The following is a 19,642-nucleotide window of genomic DNA, read 5'->3' on the forward strand; positions in this document are numbered from 1 at the left end:
GCCCCGTGCAAAAGACTTTAACGATGAGCAAATGGCAGGCCTATAGTCGCCTGATGCGTATTGATAAACCGATTGGCACGCTGCTGCTGCTGTGGCCGACGCTGTGGGCGCTGTGGCTATCCGGCATGGCGATTCCGCCGCTGTCGGTGCTGGTGGTGTTCGTCCTCGGCGTGTTTGTGATGCGTGCGGCGGGCTGCGTGATCAACGATTATGCCGACCGTAACGTCGACGGCCACGTGAAACGCACCGCCGCGCGACCGTTAGCCAGCGGCGCGATAACGGAGAAAGAGGCGAAGCTGCTGTTCGCCGGCCTCGGTCTGCTGGCGTTCCTGCTGGTGCTGACCATGAACCGCATGACCATTCTGCTGTCATTTGGCGGGCTGGCGCTGGCGTGGGTTTATCCCTTTATGAAGCGCTATATCCATCTGCCGCAGGTGGTGCTGGGCGCAGCGTTTGGCTGGGCGATTCCGATGGGCTGGGCGGCGGTTAGTGAGTCCTTACCTTTTGTCTGCTGGCTGGTGTTTCTTGCCAATATTTGCTGGACGGTGGCTTATGACACCCAGTACGCCATGGTTGACCGCGACGACGATCTGAAGATTGGCGTGAAATCCACGGCGATTCTGTTTGGGCGTTACGACAAGCTGATTATCGGGCTGTTACAGCTGGCCGCGCTGGGCCTGATGGCGCTGGTGGGCATTTTACTGCATCTGAACGGTGCGTTTTACTGGTCGCTGCTGCTGGCGGGCGGGCTGTTTGTGCATCAGCAGAAACTGATTGCCGGGCGTGAACGTGAGCTGTGCTTCCAGGCATTCCTCAACAACAACTACGTTGGCCTGGTGCTGTTTATTGGCGTGCTGCTTAATACCCAGCCGTTTGTTGCGCTGTTCTGATGATGGGGTGATTAACCCCGGCGGCGCGCCGGTCGCCGTAGTGGGAAGCGCGTTCTTTTCACGCCTGAATTCTGACAACAAAAACCGCGGCGCAATCTGGCGTGTGACAGATGAGCCGCGGTTTTCAGTCGCCCATTAGTCGTGCGCTACGGCACTCTCAATGGTCAGACGGACATCGCTGGTGACCAGTTCGGCCAGCATCTGCCACATCATATTGGTACGTTCAGCATCCGCATCACCGGAATCACTGATATAGCCTTCATCACGCAGCGACAGCACCAGCGCGGTAAAGACCGCCTTGTCGAAGAACTCCGGCGCATTGATACCGTGCAGCACTGACAGACGCTGAGCCAGCGTGCGGCTCTCTTTCTCCAGCGTGCCACGGTTAATGGTCGGCTTGGCGCTGAGAATGGCGAAGGTAATGGCGAAACGCTGCAGCGTTTCACGGATCCCGGCCGCCAGCAGCTGCAGCGTACGATAACGTGCCGCACTCATTTTCAGCTGGCCTTCCTGCACGGTGATCAGCCCCTGCCGCGCCATTTCGGCGCAGAGCGCATTCAGCAGGGCCGGCAGTTCGGCACTGTCCCAGCGCAGGAACAGTTCGCTCTTCAGCATCGGATAGACCAGGCTGACCTGACGCAGCAGTTCCGCCTCGCTGATCTCCCGATGCTGCTGCACGATAGCGGCAATCAGCGACGGCATCACCAGCATATGGTGGATGTTGTTGCGGTAGTAGGTCATCAGCACCGCCTGCTCGCGCGGCAGAATAATGATCTCGCCAATACTGTCCTGCTCGGTCTCGAACTTGTTCATGCCCATGGCGTGATCGAGCAGCGCTTCAGCGCTGAGATCCGGCACGGTTGACTCGGGTGAGTACGGCACATTGCGCAGCAGCTGGGTATAGCACTCCAGCTGTTCCGTCAACTGTTCACGCGTCAGCGAACGCTGACGCGATGCCAGCAGCGCGGTCACGCACAGGTTCATGGCGTTGGCCGCGCCGGCTTCATTGATGCGTACCATCAGACGTGCCGCGATATCGTTCACTACCGGCGTCATCCACGCCGGACGCTGAGGATCGATAGGGTCAATCGCTTCGCGCCACTCCGGTACCTGTTTGTTGAGATAGTTAACCAGCGACAGCGGCTCACCGAAGTTCACATAGCCCTGGCCGAGGTTACGCAGCTTGCGCAGGCCGCGCACCATCTGCATGAAGCCCTCTTTCTCTTTTGCGGCACCGCGCAGCTCTTTGGCATAAGTGCCGACTTCCATCACGTGCTCGTAACCGATGTAGATCGGCACAAAGGTGATAGGACGGCTGCCGCCGCGCAGCAGCGCCTGTAACGTCATCGACAGCGTGCCGGTTTTCGGGTCGAGCAGACGGCCAGTACGCGAGCGCCCGCCTTCAACAAAATACTCAACAGAATAGCCGCGGCTGAACAGCTCGCCCAGATACTCGCGGAACACCGTGGAGTAGAGCTTGTTGCCTTTAAAGGTGCGACGAATAAAGAAGGCACCGAGGCGACGGAAAATCGGTCCGGCTGGCCAGAAGTTGAGATTGATACCGGCAGCAATGTGCGGCGGCACCAGGCCCTGATGATAGAGCACGTAGGACAGCAGCAGATAATCCATGTGGCTGCGGTGGCAGGGCACGTAAACAATTTCGTGACCATCCTGCGCCAGCTGGCGCACGCGTTCGCCGCCGTGCACGTTAATGCCCTGATAGAGCCGACTCCACAGCCAGCCCATCACACGGTCAGTCACGCGGATCGCTTCGTACGAGAAATCCGCCGCCACTTCTTCCATCATTTCGATGGCGTTCTGCTGCGCTTTTTCATGCGAAATTTTCTTGCTGCGCGCTTCGTCTTCAACCGCTTTCTCAATCGCTTTGGATTGCAGCAGCTTATTGAACAGATCCTGGCGTGCCGGCAGACGCGGGCCGACGGCTGCCAGCCGCTGGCGGGCAAAATGAATGCGCGCGACACGTGCCAGCTTCTGCGCGATCGACTGATCGGTACCGTGTTCGGTGGCCATCTGACGCAGCGAAACCGTGGGCGAGAAGCGGACAAAGCTGTCGCGACCGTGCCACAGGATGGCAAAGAACTTCTGTATACCGTTAAGAATACGCAGATGTGGCGTCGGTTCGCCCTGAATTTCACGGCCTGGCGCACGGCCAAACATCACGGAAACCGGCAGCATCTGTACGTCCAGTGCCGCATTGTTGCGGTGCAGATCGAGGTAGTCATGGAACAGCTTGACCGACTCCGGGTTCGCCACGAAATAGGGGAAGACGCGCGGCCCATCGTGAATAAATACGTGGCGCGGCAGCAGGGTGCCGTCAATCTCCAGCGGCGCCAGCGGATCCGGTAGGTCGTGCTTCAGGCACTGTGCGCGTAGCGTGAGCAGGTCCGCCTTTGAATCATAAGGCAAAACATACATCACCGGACGGGTCGGATCGATACCGTGTTCCGAGATCGGATCGGTCGGAATGACCTTACTTTTTACCAAAATAGAGAGTGGTAAATTCAACAATTTGTAATAGAGTTTACGCCAACCTGACATAGACAACTTGAAGCCTCTTGTTAGCAAAGCGCGGCAAGCATACCAGAAAGTGCGGCGAAGATCTGTGGCTGTGCCACCTCGCGCGCCCAGACATTGACGTCAAAAACAGTTAAGGGTTCCACAACATGGCAAATAACGTCACCGGTTTCCTGAGAATCATTAAAGCCGCCGGTTATTCCTGGCAGGGGCTGCGCGCCGCCTGGCAGCATGAAGCCGCTTTTCGCCAGGAGGCGGTTGCCGCACTGGTCGCGGTTGCCATTGCCTGCTGGCTGGATGTCGATGCCATCACGCGTGTGTTGCTGATTGGCTCGGTGGTGCTGGTGGTCATTGTTGAGATCCTTAATAGTGCCATCGAAGCCGTGGTGGACCGCATCGGTCAGGAGCGCCATCCGCTGGCGGGACGCGCCAAAGACATGGGCTCGGCGGCGGTACTGCTGGCTATCTTACTGGCTCTGTTTGTCTGGATCGCGCTGCTTTGGTCGCATTTGCGATAAACATTCCACATTCATCAAGCCGCTGATTTTTCCCTCTGTTTCGGTTTTCATTTCGCCAATACCTGTATATACTCACAGCGACTGTATAAACAACCAGGGGGCGGGATGAAAGCGTTAACCAGCAGGCAGCAACAGGTCTATGACCTGATTCGCGACCATATTAATCAGACCGGCATGCCGCCAACGCGTGCTGAAATTGCTTCGCAACTGGGCTTCCGCTCGCCTAACGCTGCTGAAGAGCACCTGAAAGCGCTGGCGCGTAAAGGTGTCATTGAAATCGTCTCCGGTGCATCGCGCGGTATCCGCCTGCTGATGGAAGAAGAGGCGAGTGAAGGGCTGCCACTGATCGGTCGCGTTGCCGCCGGTGAACCGCTGCTGGCGCAGGAACATATCGAAGCCCACTATCAGGTCGACGCCAACCTGTTCAAACCCTCTGCCGATTTCCTGCTGCGCGTCAGCGGTATGTCGATGAAAGATATCGGCATTATGGACGGCGATCTGCTCGCGGTGCATAAAACACAGGAAGTGCGCAATGGCCAGGTGGTGGTTGCGCGTATTGATGATGAAGTCACGGTGAAACGCTGGAAGAAGCAGGGCGCGATTGTCCAGCTGCTGCCGGAAAACAATGATTTCCAGCCGATTGTCGTGGATACCCGTGAACAGTCGCTGACCGTGGAAGGGCTGGCCGTAGGCATCGTGCGCAACGGCGAGTGGCTCTGAAACCCGGTTGATCTCCCCCGCTGCGGCGGCGCACGCGCGCTGGCCGCAGTCTGCTTTAATCATACTTTTGTTCCCGGCCCGTAAGGCGCTCGCTCAGGCCGACTACCGTAACCCTCGGGATGGGGCTGATGCAGCTATTTTCCTCTTCTGATAAAGCGCTGTGGCGACTGGCGTTGCCAATGATCCTCTCCAATATCACCGTGCCGCTGCTCGGCGTGGTCGATACCGCCGTGATTGGCCATCTTGATAGCCCGATCTACCTCGGCGGCGTGGCCGTAGGCACCACGGCAACCAGCTTCATCTTTATGCTGCTGCTGTTTCTGCGTATGAGCACCACCGGTTTAACCGCGCAGGCGTTCGGGGCCGGCGATAAACAGGCACTGGCGCGCGCACTGATGCAGCCGCTGCTGATCGCTCTGGCCGCCGGGTTGCTGCTGGCGCTGCTGCGTTCTCCTGCCAGTAGCCTGGCGGCAACGCTGATGGGCGGCAGCGCGGAAGTCCAGCAGCAGGCGCAGATCTTCATTGAAATCCGCTGGCTGAGCGCACCGGCTACGCTGGCTAACCTGGTGATTCTCGGCTGGCTGCTGGGCGTGCAGTATGCGCGTGCGCCGATGGTTCTGCTGATTGTCGGAAACCTGGTCAACATCCTGCTCGATCTGCTGCTGGTGCTGAAATTGCACTGGGGCGTTGCCGGTGCCGCCGCCGCCACGGCGCTGGCCGAATACGTGACGCTGGCAGTGGGATTATGGATGGTGGCGCGCGTGCTGAAACTGCGCGGCATCGATTTCAAACTACTGAAAAACAGCTGGCGCGGTGACGCGGCGCGGTTATTTCGCCTTAATCGCGACATCATGCTGCGCTCGCTCATGCTGCAGATCTGCTTCGCCTCGCTGACCCTGCTGGGTGCACGCATCGGACCGGATGTGGTCGCGGTTAATGCGGTGCTGTTGATGTTCCTGACGTTTACTGCCTATGCGCTGGACGGCTTTGCTTACGCGGTGGAAGCCTGCTCGGGTGAAGCGGTAGGGGCAAAAGATCGCAGCCGGCTGCTGCTGATCTGGCATGCCGCCTGTCGCCAGGCGGGTATCGTTGCGCTGCTGTTTGCGCTTATTTATGCGCTCAGCGGGCCGCACATTGTTGCGCTGCTTACCTCGCTGCAGCCGCTGCGTGAGATGGCCGATCGCTTTCTGCTGTGGCAGGTAATTTTACCGCTGGTCGGCGTCTGGTGTTATCTGCTGGACGGCATGTTCATTGGCGCTACGCGCGGCCGCGAAATGCGTAACAGCATGATCATGGCAGCAGCCGGTTTCGGTATCACTTTGCTAACGCTGCCGTGGTTAGGGAATCACGGTTTATGGCTGGCGATCACGGTGTTTCTGGCGCTGCGCGGCCTGACTCTGGGATGGATGTGGCGCCGCCACTGGCAGCGTGACAGCTGGTTCAGTCAGCCATAAGCGCAGCGCAGGCACCAGAATAATCTGTAATTCCGTGCACAATCCGAAGCGGCTACTATAATTATCTCAAGCGGCGCAGATAAGTAGCGCGTTATATGGTTATTTCCGGCATTACATGAGAAATACACCATCTCACTCAGGAAGACGTGGAGGATTGTTATGAACAAAGACGAAGCGAGCGGAAACTGGAAGCAGTTTAAAGGGAAGTTTAAAGAGAAATGGGGCAAGTTGACCGATGACGATTTGACCGTGATCGAAGGGAAACGCGATCAGCTGGTGGGTAAAATCCAGGAACGTTACGGTTACGCCAAAGATGAAGCTGAACGTGAATTGAAAGACTGGGAAAGTCAAAACAAAGATTACCGCTGGTAAGTCTCCCGCTTTAAGGATGATGCTCCTACCCGCTGATCGTTACGATCGGCCTGGCACACGGAGGTGCCAGTTACCCTTTACGCACCTTCTTCTTACTTTCCACTTCATGATCGTGATGACAGCTACCCGGCTGCGTGCAGGCCGCCACTTCGGCGCAGTTTTCACACAGGCCGTGCGCCTCAATAACGCTATGACGTAAGGTAAAACCTGCCTGATCGGCCAACCCGGCGATGATCTTTTCCACGCCGTGCGCGTGCTTCTCACTGACGGCGGCACAGTTGTCGCACACCAGCATCACCGATGTGTGCGCCGGCTCGTCGAAATGGTGGCACACCACATAACTGTTATTTGACTCCACCCGATGAATAAATCCCTGCTCCAGCAGGAAATCCAGCGCGCGATAAATAGTCGGTGGTTTCGCCTGGGGTTCACTGATGCGCAGCTGGTCCAGCAAATCGTAAGCGCTAATGGAACCGTTCTGCTCCGCCATCAGGCGCAGCACTTCTGCGCGCTGCGTAGTGAGGCGCACGCCACGGTCAAGGCACAGAGATTCAGCCTGCGTGAGCAGTTGTTCGGGCGTGAGGTTTGGCATAAGCATTCTCCAGGTGATGGGTGATGTTATTTTATCACACAAACTTTTACGCTGCTGCCATTGCTTTTTTACCTTATATCATCCAGGAAATGTCCGGCTTTCAGCCACTTATCTGCCGCGTTACGTCCTGGTACCTCCTTCTGTTAAGCCATGTTTTTCCTTCCTGAGTTTTTTCTCACAGGTTAACCCATCTTTTTGCTTTGCAACTCACTGACTTAGTGGCTATGGTTCAAAAGGTTTTAAGTAATTTCTGGCATCAATTTAGCTGACGTTCATATTTCTGCATAAAACAACAGCAGAATGGTGCGGGCGTGACCAATTCTGCGAATAGCAATGCTAATTCCTTTCAATTCACAGCAATAAAGCGTTAGCCAGCGTTCAGAATAGGGCTAATAAACTATTCAGTCGTAGAGACAGTCCACGACAATTAAAAGGTGATGGCAGACTCATGGTGAAGACATTATTCAGACGCAAGAAAATTGCTTATGTTGTTGGTTTTAATGCGGTATTTGTTACCACATCAGCATTTGCTGCTGGCACCTGGTACGATGCGCGTAACGATGCCATGGGGGGAACCGGTGTCGCTTCCTCAACCTGGAGCTCGGCAGTGCTGGCTAACCCGGCATTGATGACCAAAGCGCAGCCTGAAGATAACGTCAGCATCATTTTTCCTTCAGCCGGTGTGCAGATTACTGACAAAGACAAATTAGTGGATCGCGTAGACGAAATTACTGATACGGTGGACCGCTATCGTGACGTGATCAACAACATCACGCTGCCGGAGATCATCAATGGCGCGCCTCAGGTCAGAGCGGCGGCAGGTGATATGGCCAATCAGCTGCGCGATCTGCGCGGTGATAAAGCGAATGGCACCGCAGGCGTGGCGTTAGCCGTCAGCATTCCTAACGAGACCCTTCCTTTCGCCTTCATCACCAAAGCCTACGGCACAGCACACATCCGCGCTAACGTGGTACAGAGCGATATTGATTATCTGGATCAGGTCGCAAATGGCCGCATTCCCTTGCCGGGCGACCAAAATAATCTGCGCTCCAGTGCCAACGGCCTGGCTGCCCTGATCACCGATTACGGCGTCGCAATGGCGCACGAGTTCACCATCGCCGGTCACCCGGTCTCCGTTGGCGTCACGCCAAAGCTGCAGAAAACCTGGCTGTATAACTACACCGCCAGCGTTTATAACTACGACAAGAATGATATTAACGACAGCCGCTATCGCAGCACCGATACCGGTTTCAACGTCGATGCCGGTATCGCTACCGACTTCGCGGAGAACTGGACCTTCGGCGTGACCGGGCAGAACCTGGTCTCGCGCGATATCGACACCAAAGAGGTTAACGGCTATCGCGATACGTATCAGATTCGCCCACTGGTAACCACCGGCCTGGCGTGGAATCGCGGACCCTTTACCCTGACCGGCGATGTTGATCTGACGGAAACCAAACGTTTTAAATCGCAGGAGAGTAGTCAGTACGCTGGCGTGGGTGGTGAATATCGCGTGCTGGACTGGCTGGCGCTGCGTGCCGGCTATCGCGCGGATATGAAGTCGAATGACACCGATGTGTTTACGGCCGGTCTCGGCGTGTCGCCGTTCAACAACGCGGTGCATCTGGACCTGGCCGGTTCGGTCGGCAAAGACAATACCTGGGGCGCCATGGTGCAGCTCGGGTTTAACTTCTGACCACACGATGACGGGCGGCTGTGTCGCCCGTCACAGCTGTGATATCATTGCGCAGTTTCTCATCACTTAACTGCGGATTTACTGCGTTTCATGACCGATACATTCTCTTCGCAACGTTTCTCCATCGCCCCGATGCTGGACTGGACCGACCGTCACTGTCGCTATTTTCACCGTCAGCTGAGCGGCGACACGCTGCTGTACACCGAAATGGTGACCACCGGCGCCATCATCCACGGCAAAGGCGACTATCTGGCCTATAGCGAGGCGGAGCATCCGCTGGCGCTGCAGCTGGGCGGTAGCGATCCGGCCGCGCTGGCAACCTGTGCAAAGCTGGCTGAAGCGCGCGGATACAATGAGATCAATCTGAACGTCGGTTGTCCGTCCGATCGGGTACAGAACGGCCGTTTTGGCGCGTGCCTGATGGGTGAGGCGGCGCTGGTCGCGGACTGTATCAAAGCGATGCGCGATGTGGTCAGCATTCCGGTCACGGTGAAAACCCGCATCGGTATTGACGACCAGGATAGCTACGCCTTCCTGTGCGATTTTGTCGGCACCGTGGCGCAGCAGGGCGGTTGTGATACGTTCATTATTCATGCGCGTAAAGCGTGGCTATCGGGTCTCAGCCCGAAAGAGAACCGTGAAATTCCACCGCTCGATTATCCGCGTGTTTACCAGCTGAAGCGGGATTTCCCGGCGCTGACCATGGCGATCAACGGCGGCGTTAAGACGCTCGATGAGGCCAAAGCGCATCTGCAGCACCTGGACGGCGTGATGATGGGGCGCGAGGCCTATCAAAATCCCGGCATTCTGGCGCAGGTTGATCGCCAGCTGTTTGGCCGCGAGACACCGGTGGCCGATCCGGTCGCCGTGGTGCGTTCCATGTATCCTTACATCGAAGCCGAACTGGCTCAGGGCACTTATCTGGGACACATTACGCGCCACATGCTGGGCCTGTTCCAGGGCATTCCCGGCGCGCGCCAGTGGCGCCGTCATCTGAGCGAAAATGCCCACAAACCGGGCGCCGACGTCCGCGTGCTGGAAGCGGCGCTGGCGCTGGTGGCCGACCGCATCGTGCAGGAAGCCTGATCCCGCGAGCCGGCCTGGTCAGGCTGACAGGACGGTTTAAGCCGCACGGTTTCATCGTGCGGTTTTTAATTCACCACCAGTTAGTCAATTTCACCAAATCAACGTCCCCTCTGTCCTGCATCAAAGCGATAATTCAATGGCTTAGCGATCGTTACGACCTGGCACGTATCTTGTAATACCTTCTGCATTACTGATGCAGGAGAGCGCTCGTGGAAATATTATTCGTTATCGGCTTTTTTATGATGCTGCTGCTGACAGGCGTATCGCTGCTGGGCGTGATCGCCGCGCTGCTGGTAGCCACCGTGGTGATGTTTCTCGGCGGGTTGTTTGCGCTTGTTATAAAATTGTTGCCGTGGCTGGTGCTGGCGGTGGTCGCCGTGTGGCTGTATCGCGCATTTACCACGCCGCAGGGAGAGGTGAAACTTAACCGGCTGAAAAGGAAAATCAGCGACTTAGAGAAGAGAAGCTGGCGCTAAATGCGGTTACGATCACAGAGTTGGTGATTGCTTAGTACGAATTCGCAATTAAACATATTTTTTACTTATGTTTTCTGTCAGGATAGGTAAAGAAATTCAGACGAATTCATCGCCGCTGTCCCTACACCAGCGCGAACTATAAAAAAGAAAGAAAAGGGCTTCCTTCGGGAAGCCCTTCATCATTTCTGCTATCAGGGAATTAACAGGCTGGAACCCTGAGTGGCACGACTCTCCAGCACCTGATGCGCACGCACTGCATCGCTCAGAGCAAATTTCTGCTGCTCCGGCACGTTAAGCTGTATAGCGCGGCTGGCGATAAGCGAAAACAGTTCGCCGCTGGCGCGATCGAGCTCTTCACGGTTGGTGATATAGCCAAACAGGGAAGGGCGGGTGACAAACAGCGAGCCTTTCTTGTTAAGAATGCCGAGGTCAACGCCGGTCACCGGGCCGGAGGCATTACCAAAGCTCACCATCAGGCCGTGGCGGCGCAGGCTGTCGAGGGACGGTTCCCAGGTATCTTTGCCCACTGAGTCGTACACTACCGCCACTTTTTCACCGTTGGTCAGTTCGCTGACGCGCTGGGCGATATCCTCTTCGCGATAATTGATGGTGGCCCAGGCGCCGGCATCTTTGGCGATCTGCGCTTTCTCCGCAGACCCGACGGTGCCAATCAAATGCGCGCCCAGCGCTTTCGCCCACTGGCAGGCAATCAGGCCCACGCCGCCCGCGGCGGCATGAAACAGGAAAATTTCATCGGCTTTTACTTTGTACGTCTGACGCAGCAGATACTGCACCGTCAGGCCCTTGAGGAAAGAGGCCGCAGCCTGCTCAAAGCTGATGCTGTCCGGCAGAATCACCAGCCGATCTTCTGCCACATTGTGCAGCTCGCTGTAGGCACCCAGCGCGGCCTGGCAATACACCACGCGATCGCCCGGCTTGAAACGCGAAACCGCGCTGCCCACTTTTTTCACGATGCCTGCCGCTTCAGTGCCGAGGCCGGACGGCAGCGAGGAGACCGGATACAATCCGCTGCGCACGTAGGTATCGATATAGTTAATACCAATCGCCTTGTTCTCCACCTGAACTTCATGGTCGGTGGGATCGGCTGGTGTGAAATCGACCCATTGCAATACTTCCGGGCCGCCGTGCTGGTTGAACTGAATTCGCTTTGCCATTCTGACTCCTGTGATTGTTCATCCTGGGACGGTATACTTGCGCGTCCCTTTCACGATCGGTAATGCATTCACTATGGCAGGAAATAAACCCACCAACAAATCGAACGAACCCCGCGATCGGCAGCTCGAAGGCGTGAAAATGCCGCCGCACTCTCTCGAAGCGGAGCAGTCGGTGCTCGGTGGGTTGATGCTGGATAACGAACGCTGGGATAACGTCTCCGAGCGCGTGGTCGCGGAAGACTTCTTCAATCGCTCGCACCGCATGATTTTCTCTGAAATGCAGCGCCTGCTGGAAGCCGGTCAGCCCATCGATCTGATCACCCTGTCAGAGTCGCTGGAAACGCGCGGTGAGCTGGAGATGGCCGGCGGCTTTGCCTATCTGGCCGAGCTGGCAAAAAATACGCCAAGTGCGGCAAACCTCGGTGCTTATGCCGACATCGTGCGTGAACGTGCGGTGGTGCGTGAGATGATTTCGGTGGCTAACCAGATCGCTGATGCTGGTTACGATCCGCAGGGCCGTAGCAGCGAAGAGCTGCTGGATTTTGCTGAATCCAACGTCTTTAAAATTGCCGAACAGCGCGCCAATAAGGATGAAGGCCCGCAAAATATCGAGCAGATCCTCGAAGCGACGGTATCGCGCATTGAAGCGCTGGTGTCAACGCCGCACGATGGCGTGACTGGCGTCGATACCGGCTATCAGGATCTCAACAAGAAAACCGCCGGTCTGCAGGGTTCAGATCTGATCATTGTCGCGGCGCGTCCGTCGATGGGTAAAACCACTTTCGCCATGAACCTGTGCGAAAACGCCGCCATGCTGACAGACAAACCGGTGCTGATTTTCAGTCTCGAGATGCCCAGCGAACAGCTGATGATGCGTATGCTGGCCTCGCTGTCGCGCGTTGATCAGACGCGTATCCGTACCGGTCAGCTGGAGGATGAAGACTGGGCGCGCATCTCGGCCACCATGGGCATCCTGTTAGAAAAGAAGAACATGTTCATCGATGACTCGTCCGGCCTGACGCCTACCGAAGTGCGTTCACGCGCGCGCCGCGTGTTCCGTGAAAACGGCGGCCTGAGCATGATCATGATCGACTACCTGCAGCTGATGCGCGTACCGGCGCTCTCCGACAACCGTACGCTGGAGATCGCCGAGATCTCACGCTCGCTTAAAGCGCTGGCGAAAGAGCTCAATGTACCAGTGGTGGCGCTGTCGCAGCTTAACCGCTCGCTGGAGCAGCGCGCCGATAAGCGTCCGGTTAACTCGGATCTGCGTGAATCGGGATCGATCGAGCAGGATGCGGACCTGATCATGTTCATCTATCGTGACGAGGTGTATCACGAAAACAGCGATCTGAAAGGCATCGCCGAGATCATCATCGGTAAACAGCGTAACGGTCCGATCGGCACAGTACGTCTGACGTTCAACGGCCAGTGGTCACGCTTTGATAACTACGCCGGACCGCAATACGACGACGAATAATCGCGCTTCCACAGTTGCATGCACGATTTGTGCATGCATTTCACGTCATCAGAAAATAGTGTTGGACAACCTCGTCAATTATCAGGTTATCTGTAGCAAAGCGAATCCTATAACGCTGTGGACACAGAATGACTCAGGTAGACGATTACGACCTTAAGATACTGACACTACTACAATCTAACGGCCGCCTTACCAACCAGGAACTCAGTGATTTAGTCGGACTTTCGGCGTCGCAATGTTCACGCCGGCGCATTAATCTCGAACAGGCAAATCTTATTCTCGGCTATCACGCACGGCTCTCGCCGGACGCGGTAGGGCTGGGCATGGTCGGCTTGATCGAGGTGCGACTGAAAAATCACACGCCCGATTACGAAGAGAGTTTTCACCGCATGGTGGAGCAGGAAGCGGCGATTGTCGACGCGTTCAAAACCACCGGCGACGCCGACTATCTGTTAAAAGTCGCGGTGGCCGATTTAGCGGCGCTGAGCGCGCTGATCAGTCAGCTCGTCGCTGGCCATCAAAGCGTGGCGCACGTGAAAACCTCGGTGGTACTCAATCGTTTAAAAGAGAACGGTTTGATGATGATCCCCGAGCACAAAGTGCGCCAAAAGAGTGCATGATGTGCCAGTGTGGTGCAGATTCCTGCCATTTTTCGCGTAAAGCGCGCACCAGAAACCGAATTTGTGCATGAATCGATTATTTTACGGAAGATTGATGCACATAAACCTGCAATAAAGCGCCTTAGTTATCAATTGGATAATCGCTGGCACCCATCGGCGGCGACAGGAAGCCGCCGATGTGGTGCGTTTTTTGCAAATGAACGCCATCATTTGCAAAGAGATCGCGCCATGGATAACGCTGTACAACCTTCCCGCATTCCCCACACCCGTACAGAAGATGCGCTGGCTATCGTGCTTGGCACGCTGATGGTGTCGTTTGGCGTCATTTTGCTGAAACAGGCGGGCGCGCTGACCGGCGGTACGGCGGGCGTGGCTTTTCTCATCAGCTACCTGTCGCCGCTCTCGTTCGGCAGCGCCTTCTTTCTGATTAACCTGCCGTTTTACTGGCTGGCCATTCGTCGCATGGGCTGGGAATTTACCCTGAAAACCTTCTGTGCGGTGGGGCTGGTATCGCTGTTCACCCATCTGCACCCGCTGTTTATCCATTTTTCTGCGCTAAATCCGTTTTATGCGACATTGTTCGGTAACGTGGTGATGGGGATTGGGTTTATAGTGTTGTTTCGTCACAAAGCCAGCCTCGGTGGTATCAATATTCTGGCGCTCTGGCTGCAGGATCGCTCTGGTCTGCGCGCCGGCAAACTGCAAATGGCGCTGGATACCTGTGTGGTACTGGCCTCGCTTTTTGTGGTATCGCTGCCGATGCTGCTGGCCTCCATCGCCGGCGCGGTGATGCTCAATCTCATCATCGCCATGAATCACCGTCCCGGCCGCTATTTTGTTTGATGACGTCGACCCACACATTTATGAATAATCATGGAGATCTGCACCGTGTTTCAAAACGTTGATGCCTATGCTGGCGATCCGATTCTGTCGCTGATGGAAACCTTCAAACAGGACCCGCGTGACCACAAGGTGAATCTGAGCATCGGCCTCTATTACAACGAAGCCGGCATCATTCCTCAGCTGCAGGCGGTGGCCGCCGCGGAAGAGCGTTTGCAGGCGCAGCCACATCAGGCTTCGCTCTATCTGCCAATGGAAGGGCTGGGTCCGTACCGTAACGCCATTGCGCCGCTGCTGTTTGGTAAAGAGCACCCGATGCTGCAGGCGGGGCGCATTGCTTCCATCCAGACGCTGGGCGGCTCCGGCGCGCTGAAAGTGGGCGCAGATTTCCTGAAGCGTTACTTCCCGGACGCCAGCGTATGGGTCAGCGATCCGACATGGGAAAACCATGTGGCGATCTTTAACGGTGCCGGTTTTAACGTTAACACCTACCCGTGGTACGACGACGCCACCAACGGCGTGAAGTTCGATGCCTTCATCGCCAAACTGAAAACGCTGCCGAAGCAATCCATCGTGTTGCTGCATCCGTGCTGCCACAACCCGACCGGTGCGGATCTGACCAACGCGCAGTGGGATCAAACCGTTGAGGTCCTGAAAGCGCAGGAGCTGATTCCGTTCCTCGACATCGCCTACCAGGGCTTTGGTGCCGGTATGGAAGAGGACGCTTACGCGATTCGCGTGATTGCCGCGGCGGGCCTGCCGGCGCTGGTGAGCAACTCCTTCTCGAAAATCTTCTCGCTGTACGGTGAGCGCGTTGGCGGCCTGTCGATTGTCTGCGACAGCGCAGAAGAGTCGGCACGCGTGCTGGGTCAGCTGAAAGCGACCGTGCGTCGCAACTACTCCAGCCCGCCGAACTTCGGTGCTCAGGTGGTTTCCTGCGTGCTGAACGACGAAGCGCTGCTGAACAACTGGCTGGCGGAAGTGGAAGCGATGCGCCTGCGCATCATCGAAATGCGCCAGGTGCTGGTCAATGTGCTGAACAGTAAACTGCCCGGCAAAAACTTTGATTATCTGCTGAAGCAGCGCGGCATGTTCAGCTACACCGGCCTGAGCGCGCAGCAGGTGGACCGCCTGCGCGAAGAGTTCGGCGTGTACCTGATCGCCAGCGGCCGCATGTGTGTCGCCGGTCTCAACAGCCGCAACGTCAATCAGGTGGCTGAGGCGTTTGCTGCCGTAATGTAATTGTCGCGGTGCCTGTCAGCCACGCGGCTGGCAGGCACTCGTTCAGCCATCCACGCATTGTCTGTTCCCGCTGTACCTTCTGCCGCACCCCGCTTTTCCACGCTTCTCTTTGCCGGCCATGCTGGCTGGCGGCCGCATTCCGCATGGGTATAACACCTTAACCCCGGGTAATCGGGACGGGTCTTGTGTGTTCCTGTTAGTGAGGGCGCTATTTTTTGCCGGCGCGCTTTGGCGCACTGCCAGAGCGCTCGCCAATCACAATAAGGAACCGCCCATGAGCTATTTCCCTTCCGCACTGAAACCCCTCTGCATTGCCATGACGCTGGCGCTCGCACTGCCTGCTGCGGCCGTTGAGCTGACGCGTGATAACGGCGCGCCGGTCGGCGATAACCAGAATTCACAAACTGCCGGCGCCAATGGCCCGGTGCTGTTACAGGACGTGCAGCTGATTCAAAAGCTGCAGCGTTTTGATCGTGAACGTATTCCGGAACGTGTGGTGCTCGCACGTGGCACCGGCGCGCACGGTGAATTTCGCGCCAGCAAAGATATCAGCGATCTGACTATCGCTGAGGTGTTTAAACCGGGAACGGTGACGCCGGTCTTTGTGCGCTTCTCCAGCGTGGTGCACAGCAAGCATTCGCCGGAAACGCTGCGCGATCCGCGTGGTTTTGCCACCAAATTCTATACCAGCCAGGGCAACTGGGATCTGGTGGGCAACAACCTGCCAGTGTTCTTCATCCGCGATGCGATCAAGTTCCCGGATATGGTGCACGCTTTTAAACCGGATCCGCGCACTAACCTCGATAACGATGCGCGCACCTTCGACTTCTTCTCCCACGTACCGGAAGCCACGCACGCGCTCACCATGCTGTTCTCCAACATGGGCACGCCGGCGACCTATCGCGAAATGGACGGTAACAGCGTGCACGCCTACAAGTTTGTGAACAGCCAGGGCGAAGTGCACTACGTGAAGTTTCACTGGAAAACGCTGCAGGGCGAACGCAACCTCGATCCGGCTGAATCGGCAGCGATCCAGGGCCGCAGCTACAGCCACATGACTGAAGATCTGGTGGCGGCGATTAACCGCAAAGCGTTTCCGAAGTGGGATCTCTACATTCAGACCATTAAAGCCAGCGAACTGGATAAGTTCGATTTCAATCCGCTCGACTCCACCAAAATCTGGCCGAACGTGCCAGAGGTGAAAATCGGGCAGATGGTGCTGAATCGCAACGTCGACAACTTCTTCCAGCAAACCGAGCAAGTGGCGATGGCGCCGTCCAATCTGGTGCCGGGCATTGAGCCGTCTGAAGATCGCCTGCTGCAGGGCCGCCTGTTTTCCTATGCTGATACCCAGCTGTACCGCGTGGGCGCTAACGGCCTCAGCCTGCCGGTCAATGCGCCGCGTGTACCGGTCAGCAACGGCAATCAGGATGGCCTGATGGACAGCGGTAACGCCGATGACAAGGGCGTTAATTACCAGCCAAGCCGCATCTATCCGCGTGAAGAGCTGCAAAGCGCGCGTTACAGCCATACACCGCTTAGCGGCAGTACGCAGCAGGCGATGATCGCCAAACCGCAGAATTTCCGCCAGGCAGGGGAGCTGTATCGTACCTTTAACGCGAAAGAGCGTGGCGATCTGATCACCTCGCTCGGTGGCGCGCTGAAAAGCGCCGACGCGCAAAGCCGGCTGGCGATGCTCTCGTTCTTTTATAAGGCCGATAGCGAGTACGGCACGCGTCTGGCGGCGGTAACGCAGGACGATATCACCACGGTAAAAGCGCTGGCTGACAAGCTAAGCGACTGATGTGCCGGCGGCAGAGCAAGCGCTCTGCCGCTTTTTCCCGCTGAAGGGTTTACCTTTCGCCGACATGCTGCACACTTAAGTAAACGGTTTAACCCAGGAATGTGGCATGTGGCAGCAACAAACTCTCACGCTGAGCGCGAAGGCGCGCGGCTTTCATCTGATTACCGACGAGATTGTCGGCCAGCTTAATGGCTTAACGGACCTGCGCATCGGCCAGCTGCATCTGCTGTTGCAGCACACCTCAGCGTCGCTGACGCTCAATGAAAATTGCGATCCTACGGTGCGCAGCGACATGGAGCAGCACTTTCTGCGGCACGTTCCAGAGGATGCGCCCTACCAGCACGACTATGAAGGCGCTGATGACATGCCGGCGCACATCAAATCGTCACTACTTGGCGTATCGCTGCTGATCCCGGTCAGCCGCGGCAAACTGCTGCTCGGCTCCTGGCAGGGGATCTGGCTGGGCGAACATCGGGTACACGGCGGCGCGCGGCGCATCGTCGCCACCTTACAAGGGGAATAAAACATGAACACGTCGGATTTACTGACCTACTGCATGAGCAAACCGGGCGCTTCACAAAGTTATAAAGATGAGTGGGACGCAACCCAGGTGAAGAGCGATGGCGTGCTGTTTGCCATGGTGCATGACGTTGAAGGGCGACCGGCGTTGTCGCTGAAGACCTCGCCCGCGCTGGCGGAGTTATTGCGCGATGAACACCACGATGTGTTTCCCAGTGAACATCTCAATAAGTCGCACTGGAGCACGCTGTGGCTGGATGGATCGCTGAAGGATTCGCAGATTTACTATCTGGTTGATGCGTCATGGCAACAGGCTGACGCCACGCGCGCGGCGGGCGTCAGCCATGATGATGAGACGCGCTGATTAAGCCGCAGACTCTTCACGCAGGGTGTTGATATCAATCACGAAGCGATACTTCACGTCGCTTTTCAGCATGCGCTCGTAGGCGTCGTTGATTTGGTTCATGGCGATCAGCTCGATATCCGAAGTGATGCCGTGCTTGCCGCAGAAATCCAGCATCTCCTGGGTTTCGGCGATACCGCCAATCAGTGAACCGGCAATGCTGCGACGCTTTAGGATCAGGTTAAATACCTGTGGCGCCGGGTGATCGTGCTCCGGCGCGCCGACCAGCGTCATGTTGCCGTCGCGCTTCAGCAGGGCGATAAACGGGTTGAGATCGTGCTGCGCGGCGACAGTATTTAAGATGAAGTCGAAGCTGTTGGTATGTTGTGCCATCTGGTCAGCCTCTTTCGAAATCACCACTTCGTCAGCGCCGAGGCGTTTGCCGTCTTCAATTTTTGACGGTGAAGTGGTGAACAGCACCACGTGCGCGCCCATCGCATGCGCAATCTTCACGCCCATATGGCCGAGGCCGCCCAGACCAACGATACCGACTTTTTTGCCGGGACCGACATTCCAGTGACGCAGCGGGGAATAGGTGGTGATACCGGCGCACAGCAGCGGCGCAACGCCTGCCAGATCGAGGTTTTCCGGTACGCGCAGCACAAAGCTTTCATCAACCACCATGCTGGTGGAGTAGCCGCCGTAGGTGATGGCGCCGGTTTCACGATCCTGGCCGTTGTAAGTGCCAACAAAGCCGTTTTCACAGTACTGCTCGAGTCCTTCCTGACAGCTTGGGCAGCTGCGGCAGGAGTCGACCATACAGCCGACGCCGACTAAATCGCCCACTTTATATTTGTGCGTATGCGCGCCAACGGCGGTGACGCGACCCACGATTTCATGGCCTGGCACCACCGGGAATACGGTGTTGCGCCATTCGTTGCGCGCCTGGTGCAGGTCCGAGTGGCAGACGCCACAGTACAACACTTCAATCTGCACATCATGAGCGCGCAGTTCGCGCGGCTTATAATCGAACGGGGCGAGTTTGGCTTTCGCGTCCTGTGCGGCATAGGCATGCGTAATATTCATGGTGTCTCCAGTCAGATGTGTCGTGAGTATTTTTTGCGAGGGGTCCGTTCAGTGATGACACTGAAGGATAGAGGCGCGTCAGCGGCGCCAAAAGGAACGCAGTAAGAATAGTCAGCGGGACGCGATGCGTATATGCCTGAAGTTGTCTGTTTCTTGCCTGTTTCTGCATTTGCTAAGGCATTCAGACAATGGCA

The 19,642-nt window shown here is 56.7% G+C and carries 19 protein-coding genes; 15 read left to right on the forward strand and 4 right to left on the reverse strand.

Translation table 11 applies throughout. From position 1 onward, the window contains the following. Positions 1-23: 23 nt before the first annotated feature. Positions 24-890: a 4-hydroxybenzoate octaprenyltransferase gene (gene ubiA / locus F3I21_RS13455; protein ID WP_190286102.1), complete on the forward strand. Its 867-nt coding sequence runs from the start codon at positions 24-26 to the stop codon at positions 888-890. A 135-nt stretch (positions 891-1,025) separates the two neighbouring features. Here the strand turns inward: ubiA and plsB are convergent, their stop codons facing one another. After that, positions 1,026-3,449 carry a glycerol-3-phosphate 1-O-acyltransferase PlsB gene (gene plsB, locus F3I21_RS13460; RefSeq protein ID WP_059009901.1) on the reverse strand — a complete coding sequence of 808 codons (2,424 nt, stop codon included), beginning with the start codon at positions 3,447-3,449 and terminating at the stop codon, positions 1,026-1,028. A 125-nt stretch (positions 3,450-3,574) separates the two neighbouring features. Between plsB and F3I21_RS13465 the strand changes: the two genes are divergently transcribed. From F3I21_RS13465 to F3I21_RS13480, 4 genes are all read left to right on the forward strand, one after another. Next, the gene (locus tag F3I21_RS13465) at positions 3,575-3,943 is read left to right on the forward strand and encodes a diacylglycerol kinase (protein WP_150059144.1); all 369 of its coding nucleotides are present in this window, start codon (positions 3,575-3,577) and stop codon (positions 3,941-3,943) included. Positions 3,944-4,048: 105 nt separating this feature from the next. Further along, the gene (gene lexA, locus F3I21_RS13470) at positions 4,049-4,663 is read left to right on the forward strand and encodes a transcriptional repressor LexA (RefSeq protein ID WP_031279762.1); all 615 of its coding nucleotides are present in this window, start codon (positions 4,049-4,051) and stop codon (positions 4,661-4,663) included. A 128-nt stretch (positions 4,664-4,791) separates the two neighbouring features. Beyond that, positions 4,792-6,117 (forward strand): MATE family efflux transporter DinF, encoded by a 1,326-nt coding sequence (gene dinF / locus F3I21_RS13475; RefSeq protein ID WP_088515746.1) that lies wholly within the window; start codon positions 4,792-4,794, stop codon positions 6,115-6,117. Between the two features lie 159 nt (positions 6,118-6,276). Further along, entirely contained in the window at positions 6,277-6,489 is a 213-nt protein-coding gene (locus tag F3I21_RS13480) for a CsbD family protein (protein WP_021507857.1), read from the forward strand. Between the two features lie 70 nt (positions 6,490-6,559). Here F3I21_RS13480 and zur read toward each other — a convergent pair whose 3' ends face one another. Further along, the gene (zur, locus tag F3I21_RS13485) at positions 6,560-7,081 is read right to left on the reverse strand and encodes a zinc uptake transcriptional repressor Zur (RefSeq protein WP_150059145.1); all 522 of its coding nucleotides are present in this window, start codon (positions 7,079-7,081) and stop codon (positions 6,560-6,562) included. A 448-nt stretch (positions 7,082-7,529) separates the two neighbouring features. Here zur and traF point away from each other — a divergent pair, with 448 nt between their 5' ends. The 3 genes from traF (at position 7,530) to pspG (ending at position 10,339) form a co-directional block, all read left to right on the forward strand. Then, complete coding sequence (gene traF, locus F3I21_RS13490; RefSeq protein WP_088515724.1) at positions 7,530-8,777, forward strand: conjugal transfer protein TraF; 1,248 nt, start codon at positions 7,530-7,532, stop codon at positions 8,775-8,777. Positions 8,778-8,867: 90 nt separating this feature from the next. Beyond that, complete coding sequence (dusA, locus tag F3I21_RS13495; RefSeq protein WP_150059146.1) at positions 8,868-9,863, forward strand: tRNA dihydrouridine(20/20a) synthase DusA; 996 nt, start codon at positions 8,868-8,870, stop codon at positions 9,861-9,863. A 209-nt stretch (positions 9,864-10,072) separates the two neighbouring features. Continuing rightward, positions 10,073-10,339 carry an envelope stress response protein PspG gene (gene pspG / locus F3I21_RS13500; RefSeq protein WP_058770016.1) on the forward strand — a complete coding sequence of 89 codons (267 nt, stop codon included), beginning with the start codon at positions 10,073-10,075 and terminating at the stop codon, positions 10,337-10,339. A 191-nt stretch (positions 10,340-10,530) separates the two neighbouring features. On the opposite strand, the gene F3I21_RS13505 is transcribed toward pspG, so the two are convergent. After that, the gene (locus tag F3I21_RS13505; protein WP_058757563.1) at positions 10,531-11,514 is read right to left on the reverse strand and encodes a quinone oxidoreductase; all 984 of its coding nucleotides are present in this window, start codon (positions 11,512-11,514) and stop codon (positions 10,531-10,533) included. A 73-nt stretch (positions 11,515-11,587) separates the two neighbouring features. Between F3I21_RS13505 and dnaB the strand changes: the two genes are divergently transcribed. The 7 genes from dnaB (at position 11,588) to F3I21_RS13540 (ending at position 18,383) form a co-directional block, all read left to right on the forward strand. Then, positions 11,588-12,994 (forward strand): replicative DNA helicase, encoded by a 1,407-nt coding sequence (dnaB, locus tag F3I21_RS13510; RefSeq protein ID WP_021507851.1) that lies wholly within the window; start codon positions 11,588-11,590, stop codon positions 12,992-12,994. Between the two features lie 128 nt (positions 12,995-13,122). Continuing rightward, on the forward strand, positions 13,123-13,614 hold the full coding sequence (locus F3I21_RS13515; protein WP_058757562.1) for an Lrp/AsnC family transcriptional regulator: 492 nt from the start codon (positions 13,123-13,125) through the stop codon (positions 13,612-13,614). A gap of 228 nt (positions 13,615-13,842) precedes the next feature. Continuing rightward, complete coding sequence (locus F3I21_RS13520) at positions 13,843-14,457, forward strand: YitT family protein (RefSeq protein ID WP_021507849.1); 615 nt, start codon at positions 13,843-13,845, stop codon at positions 14,455-14,457. Between the two features lie 45 nt (positions 14,458-14,502). Continuing rightward, a complete protein-coding gene (locus F3I21_RS13525; RefSeq protein WP_031279758.1) occupies positions 14,503-15,696 on the forward strand; it encodes an amino acid aminotransferase in 1,194 nt (397 codons plus the stop codon). Positions 15,697-16,012: 316 nt separating this feature from the next. Continuing rightward, complete coding sequence (locus F3I21_RS13530; RefSeq protein WP_370515554.1) at positions 16,013-17,500, forward strand: catalase; 1,488 nt, start codon at positions 16,013-16,015, stop codon at positions 17,498-17,500. 106 nt (positions 17,501-17,606) lie between these two features. Next, the gene (locus F3I21_RS13535; protein WP_150059148.1) at positions 17,607-18,023 is read left to right on the forward strand and encodes a secondary thiamine-phosphate synthase enzyme YjbQ; all 417 of its coding nucleotides are present in this window, start codon (positions 17,607-17,609) and stop codon (positions 18,021-18,023) included. Between the two features lie 3 nt (positions 18,024-18,026). Further along, positions 18,027-18,383 carry an MmcQ/YjbR family DNA-binding protein gene (locus tag F3I21_RS13540; protein ID WP_021507845.1) on the forward strand — a complete coding sequence of 119 codons (357 nt, stop codon included), beginning with the start codon at positions 18,027-18,029 and terminating at the stop codon, positions 18,381-18,383. Here the strand turns inward: F3I21_RS13540 and F3I21_RS13545 are convergent, their stop codons facing one another. Then, a complete protein-coding gene (locus F3I21_RS13545; RefSeq protein WP_058780888.1) occupies positions 18,384-19,448 on the reverse strand; it encodes an NAD(P)-dependent alcohol dehydrogenase in 1,065 nt (354 codons plus the stop codon). Positions 19,449-19,642 lie beyond the last annotated feature (194 nt).

This window comes from Pantoea sp. B_9, assembly GCF_008632015.1.
GTDB lineage: Bacteria > Pseudomonadota > Gammaproteobacteria > Enterobacterales > Enterobacteriaceae > Pantoea > Pantoea dispersa.

Coding starts and splice junctions, on each gene's coding strand:
- ubiA (WP_190286102.1), top strand. CDS start 24: ATGAGCAAATGGCAGGCCTATAGTCGCCTGATGCGTATTGATAAACCG.
- plsB (WP_059009901.1), bottom strand. CDS start 3,449: ATGTCAGGTTGGCGTAAACTCTATTACAAATTGTTGAATTTACCACTC.
- F3I21_RS13465 (WP_150059144.1), top strand. CDS start 3,575: ATGGCAAATAACGTCACCGGTTTCCTGAGAATCATTAAAGCCGCCGGT.
- lexA (WP_031279762.1), top strand. CDS start 4,049: ATGAAAGCGTTAACCAGCAGGCAGCAACAGGTCTATGACCTGATTCGC.
- dinF (WP_088515746.1), top strand. CDS start 4,792: ATGCAGCTATTTTCCTCTTCTGATAAAGCGCTGTGGCGACTGGCGTTG.
- F3I21_RS13480 (WP_021507857.1), top strand. CDS start 6,277: ATGAACAAAGACGAAGCGAGCGGAAACTGGAAGCAGTTTAAAGGGAAG.
- zur (WP_150059145.1), bottom strand. CDS start 7,081: ATGCCAAACCTCACGCCCGAACAACTGCTCACGCAGGCTGAATCTCTG.
- traF (WP_088515724.1), top strand. CDS start 7,530: ATGGTGAAGACATTATTCAGACGCAAGAAAATTGCTTATGTTGTTGGT.
- dusA (WP_150059146.1), top strand. CDS start 8,868: ATGACCGATACATTCTCTTCGCAACGTTTCTCCATCGCCCCGATGCTG.
- F3I21_RS13505 (WP_058757563.1), bottom strand. CDS start 11,514: ATGGCAAAGCGAATTCAGTTCAACCAGCACGGCGGCCCGGAAGTATTG.
- dnaB (WP_021507851.1), top strand. CDS start 11,588: ATGGCAGGAAATAAACCCACCAACAAATCGAACGAACCCCGCGATCGG.
- F3I21_RS13515 (WP_058757562.1), top strand. CDS start 13,123: ATGACTCAGGTAGACGATTACGACCTTAAGATACTGACACTACTACAA.
- F3I21_RS13520 (WP_021507849.1), top strand. CDS start 13,843: ATGGATAACGCTGTACAACCTTCCCGCATTCCCCACACCCGTACAGAA.
- F3I21_RS13530 (WP_370515554.1), top strand. CDS start 16,013: ATGACGCTGGCGCTCGCACTGCCTGCTGCGGCCGTTGAGCTGACGCGT.
- F3I21_RS13535 (WP_150059148.1), top strand. CDS start 17,607: ATGTGGCAGCAACAAACTCTCACGCTGAGCGCGAAGGCGCGCGGCTTT.
- F3I21_RS13540 (WP_021507845.1), top strand. CDS start 18,027: ATGAACACGTCGGATTTACTGACCTACTGCATGAGCAAACCGGGCGCT.
- F3I21_RS13545 (WP_058780888.1), bottom strand. CDS start 19,448: ATGAATATTACGCATGCCTATGCCGCACAGGACGCGAAAGCCAAACTC.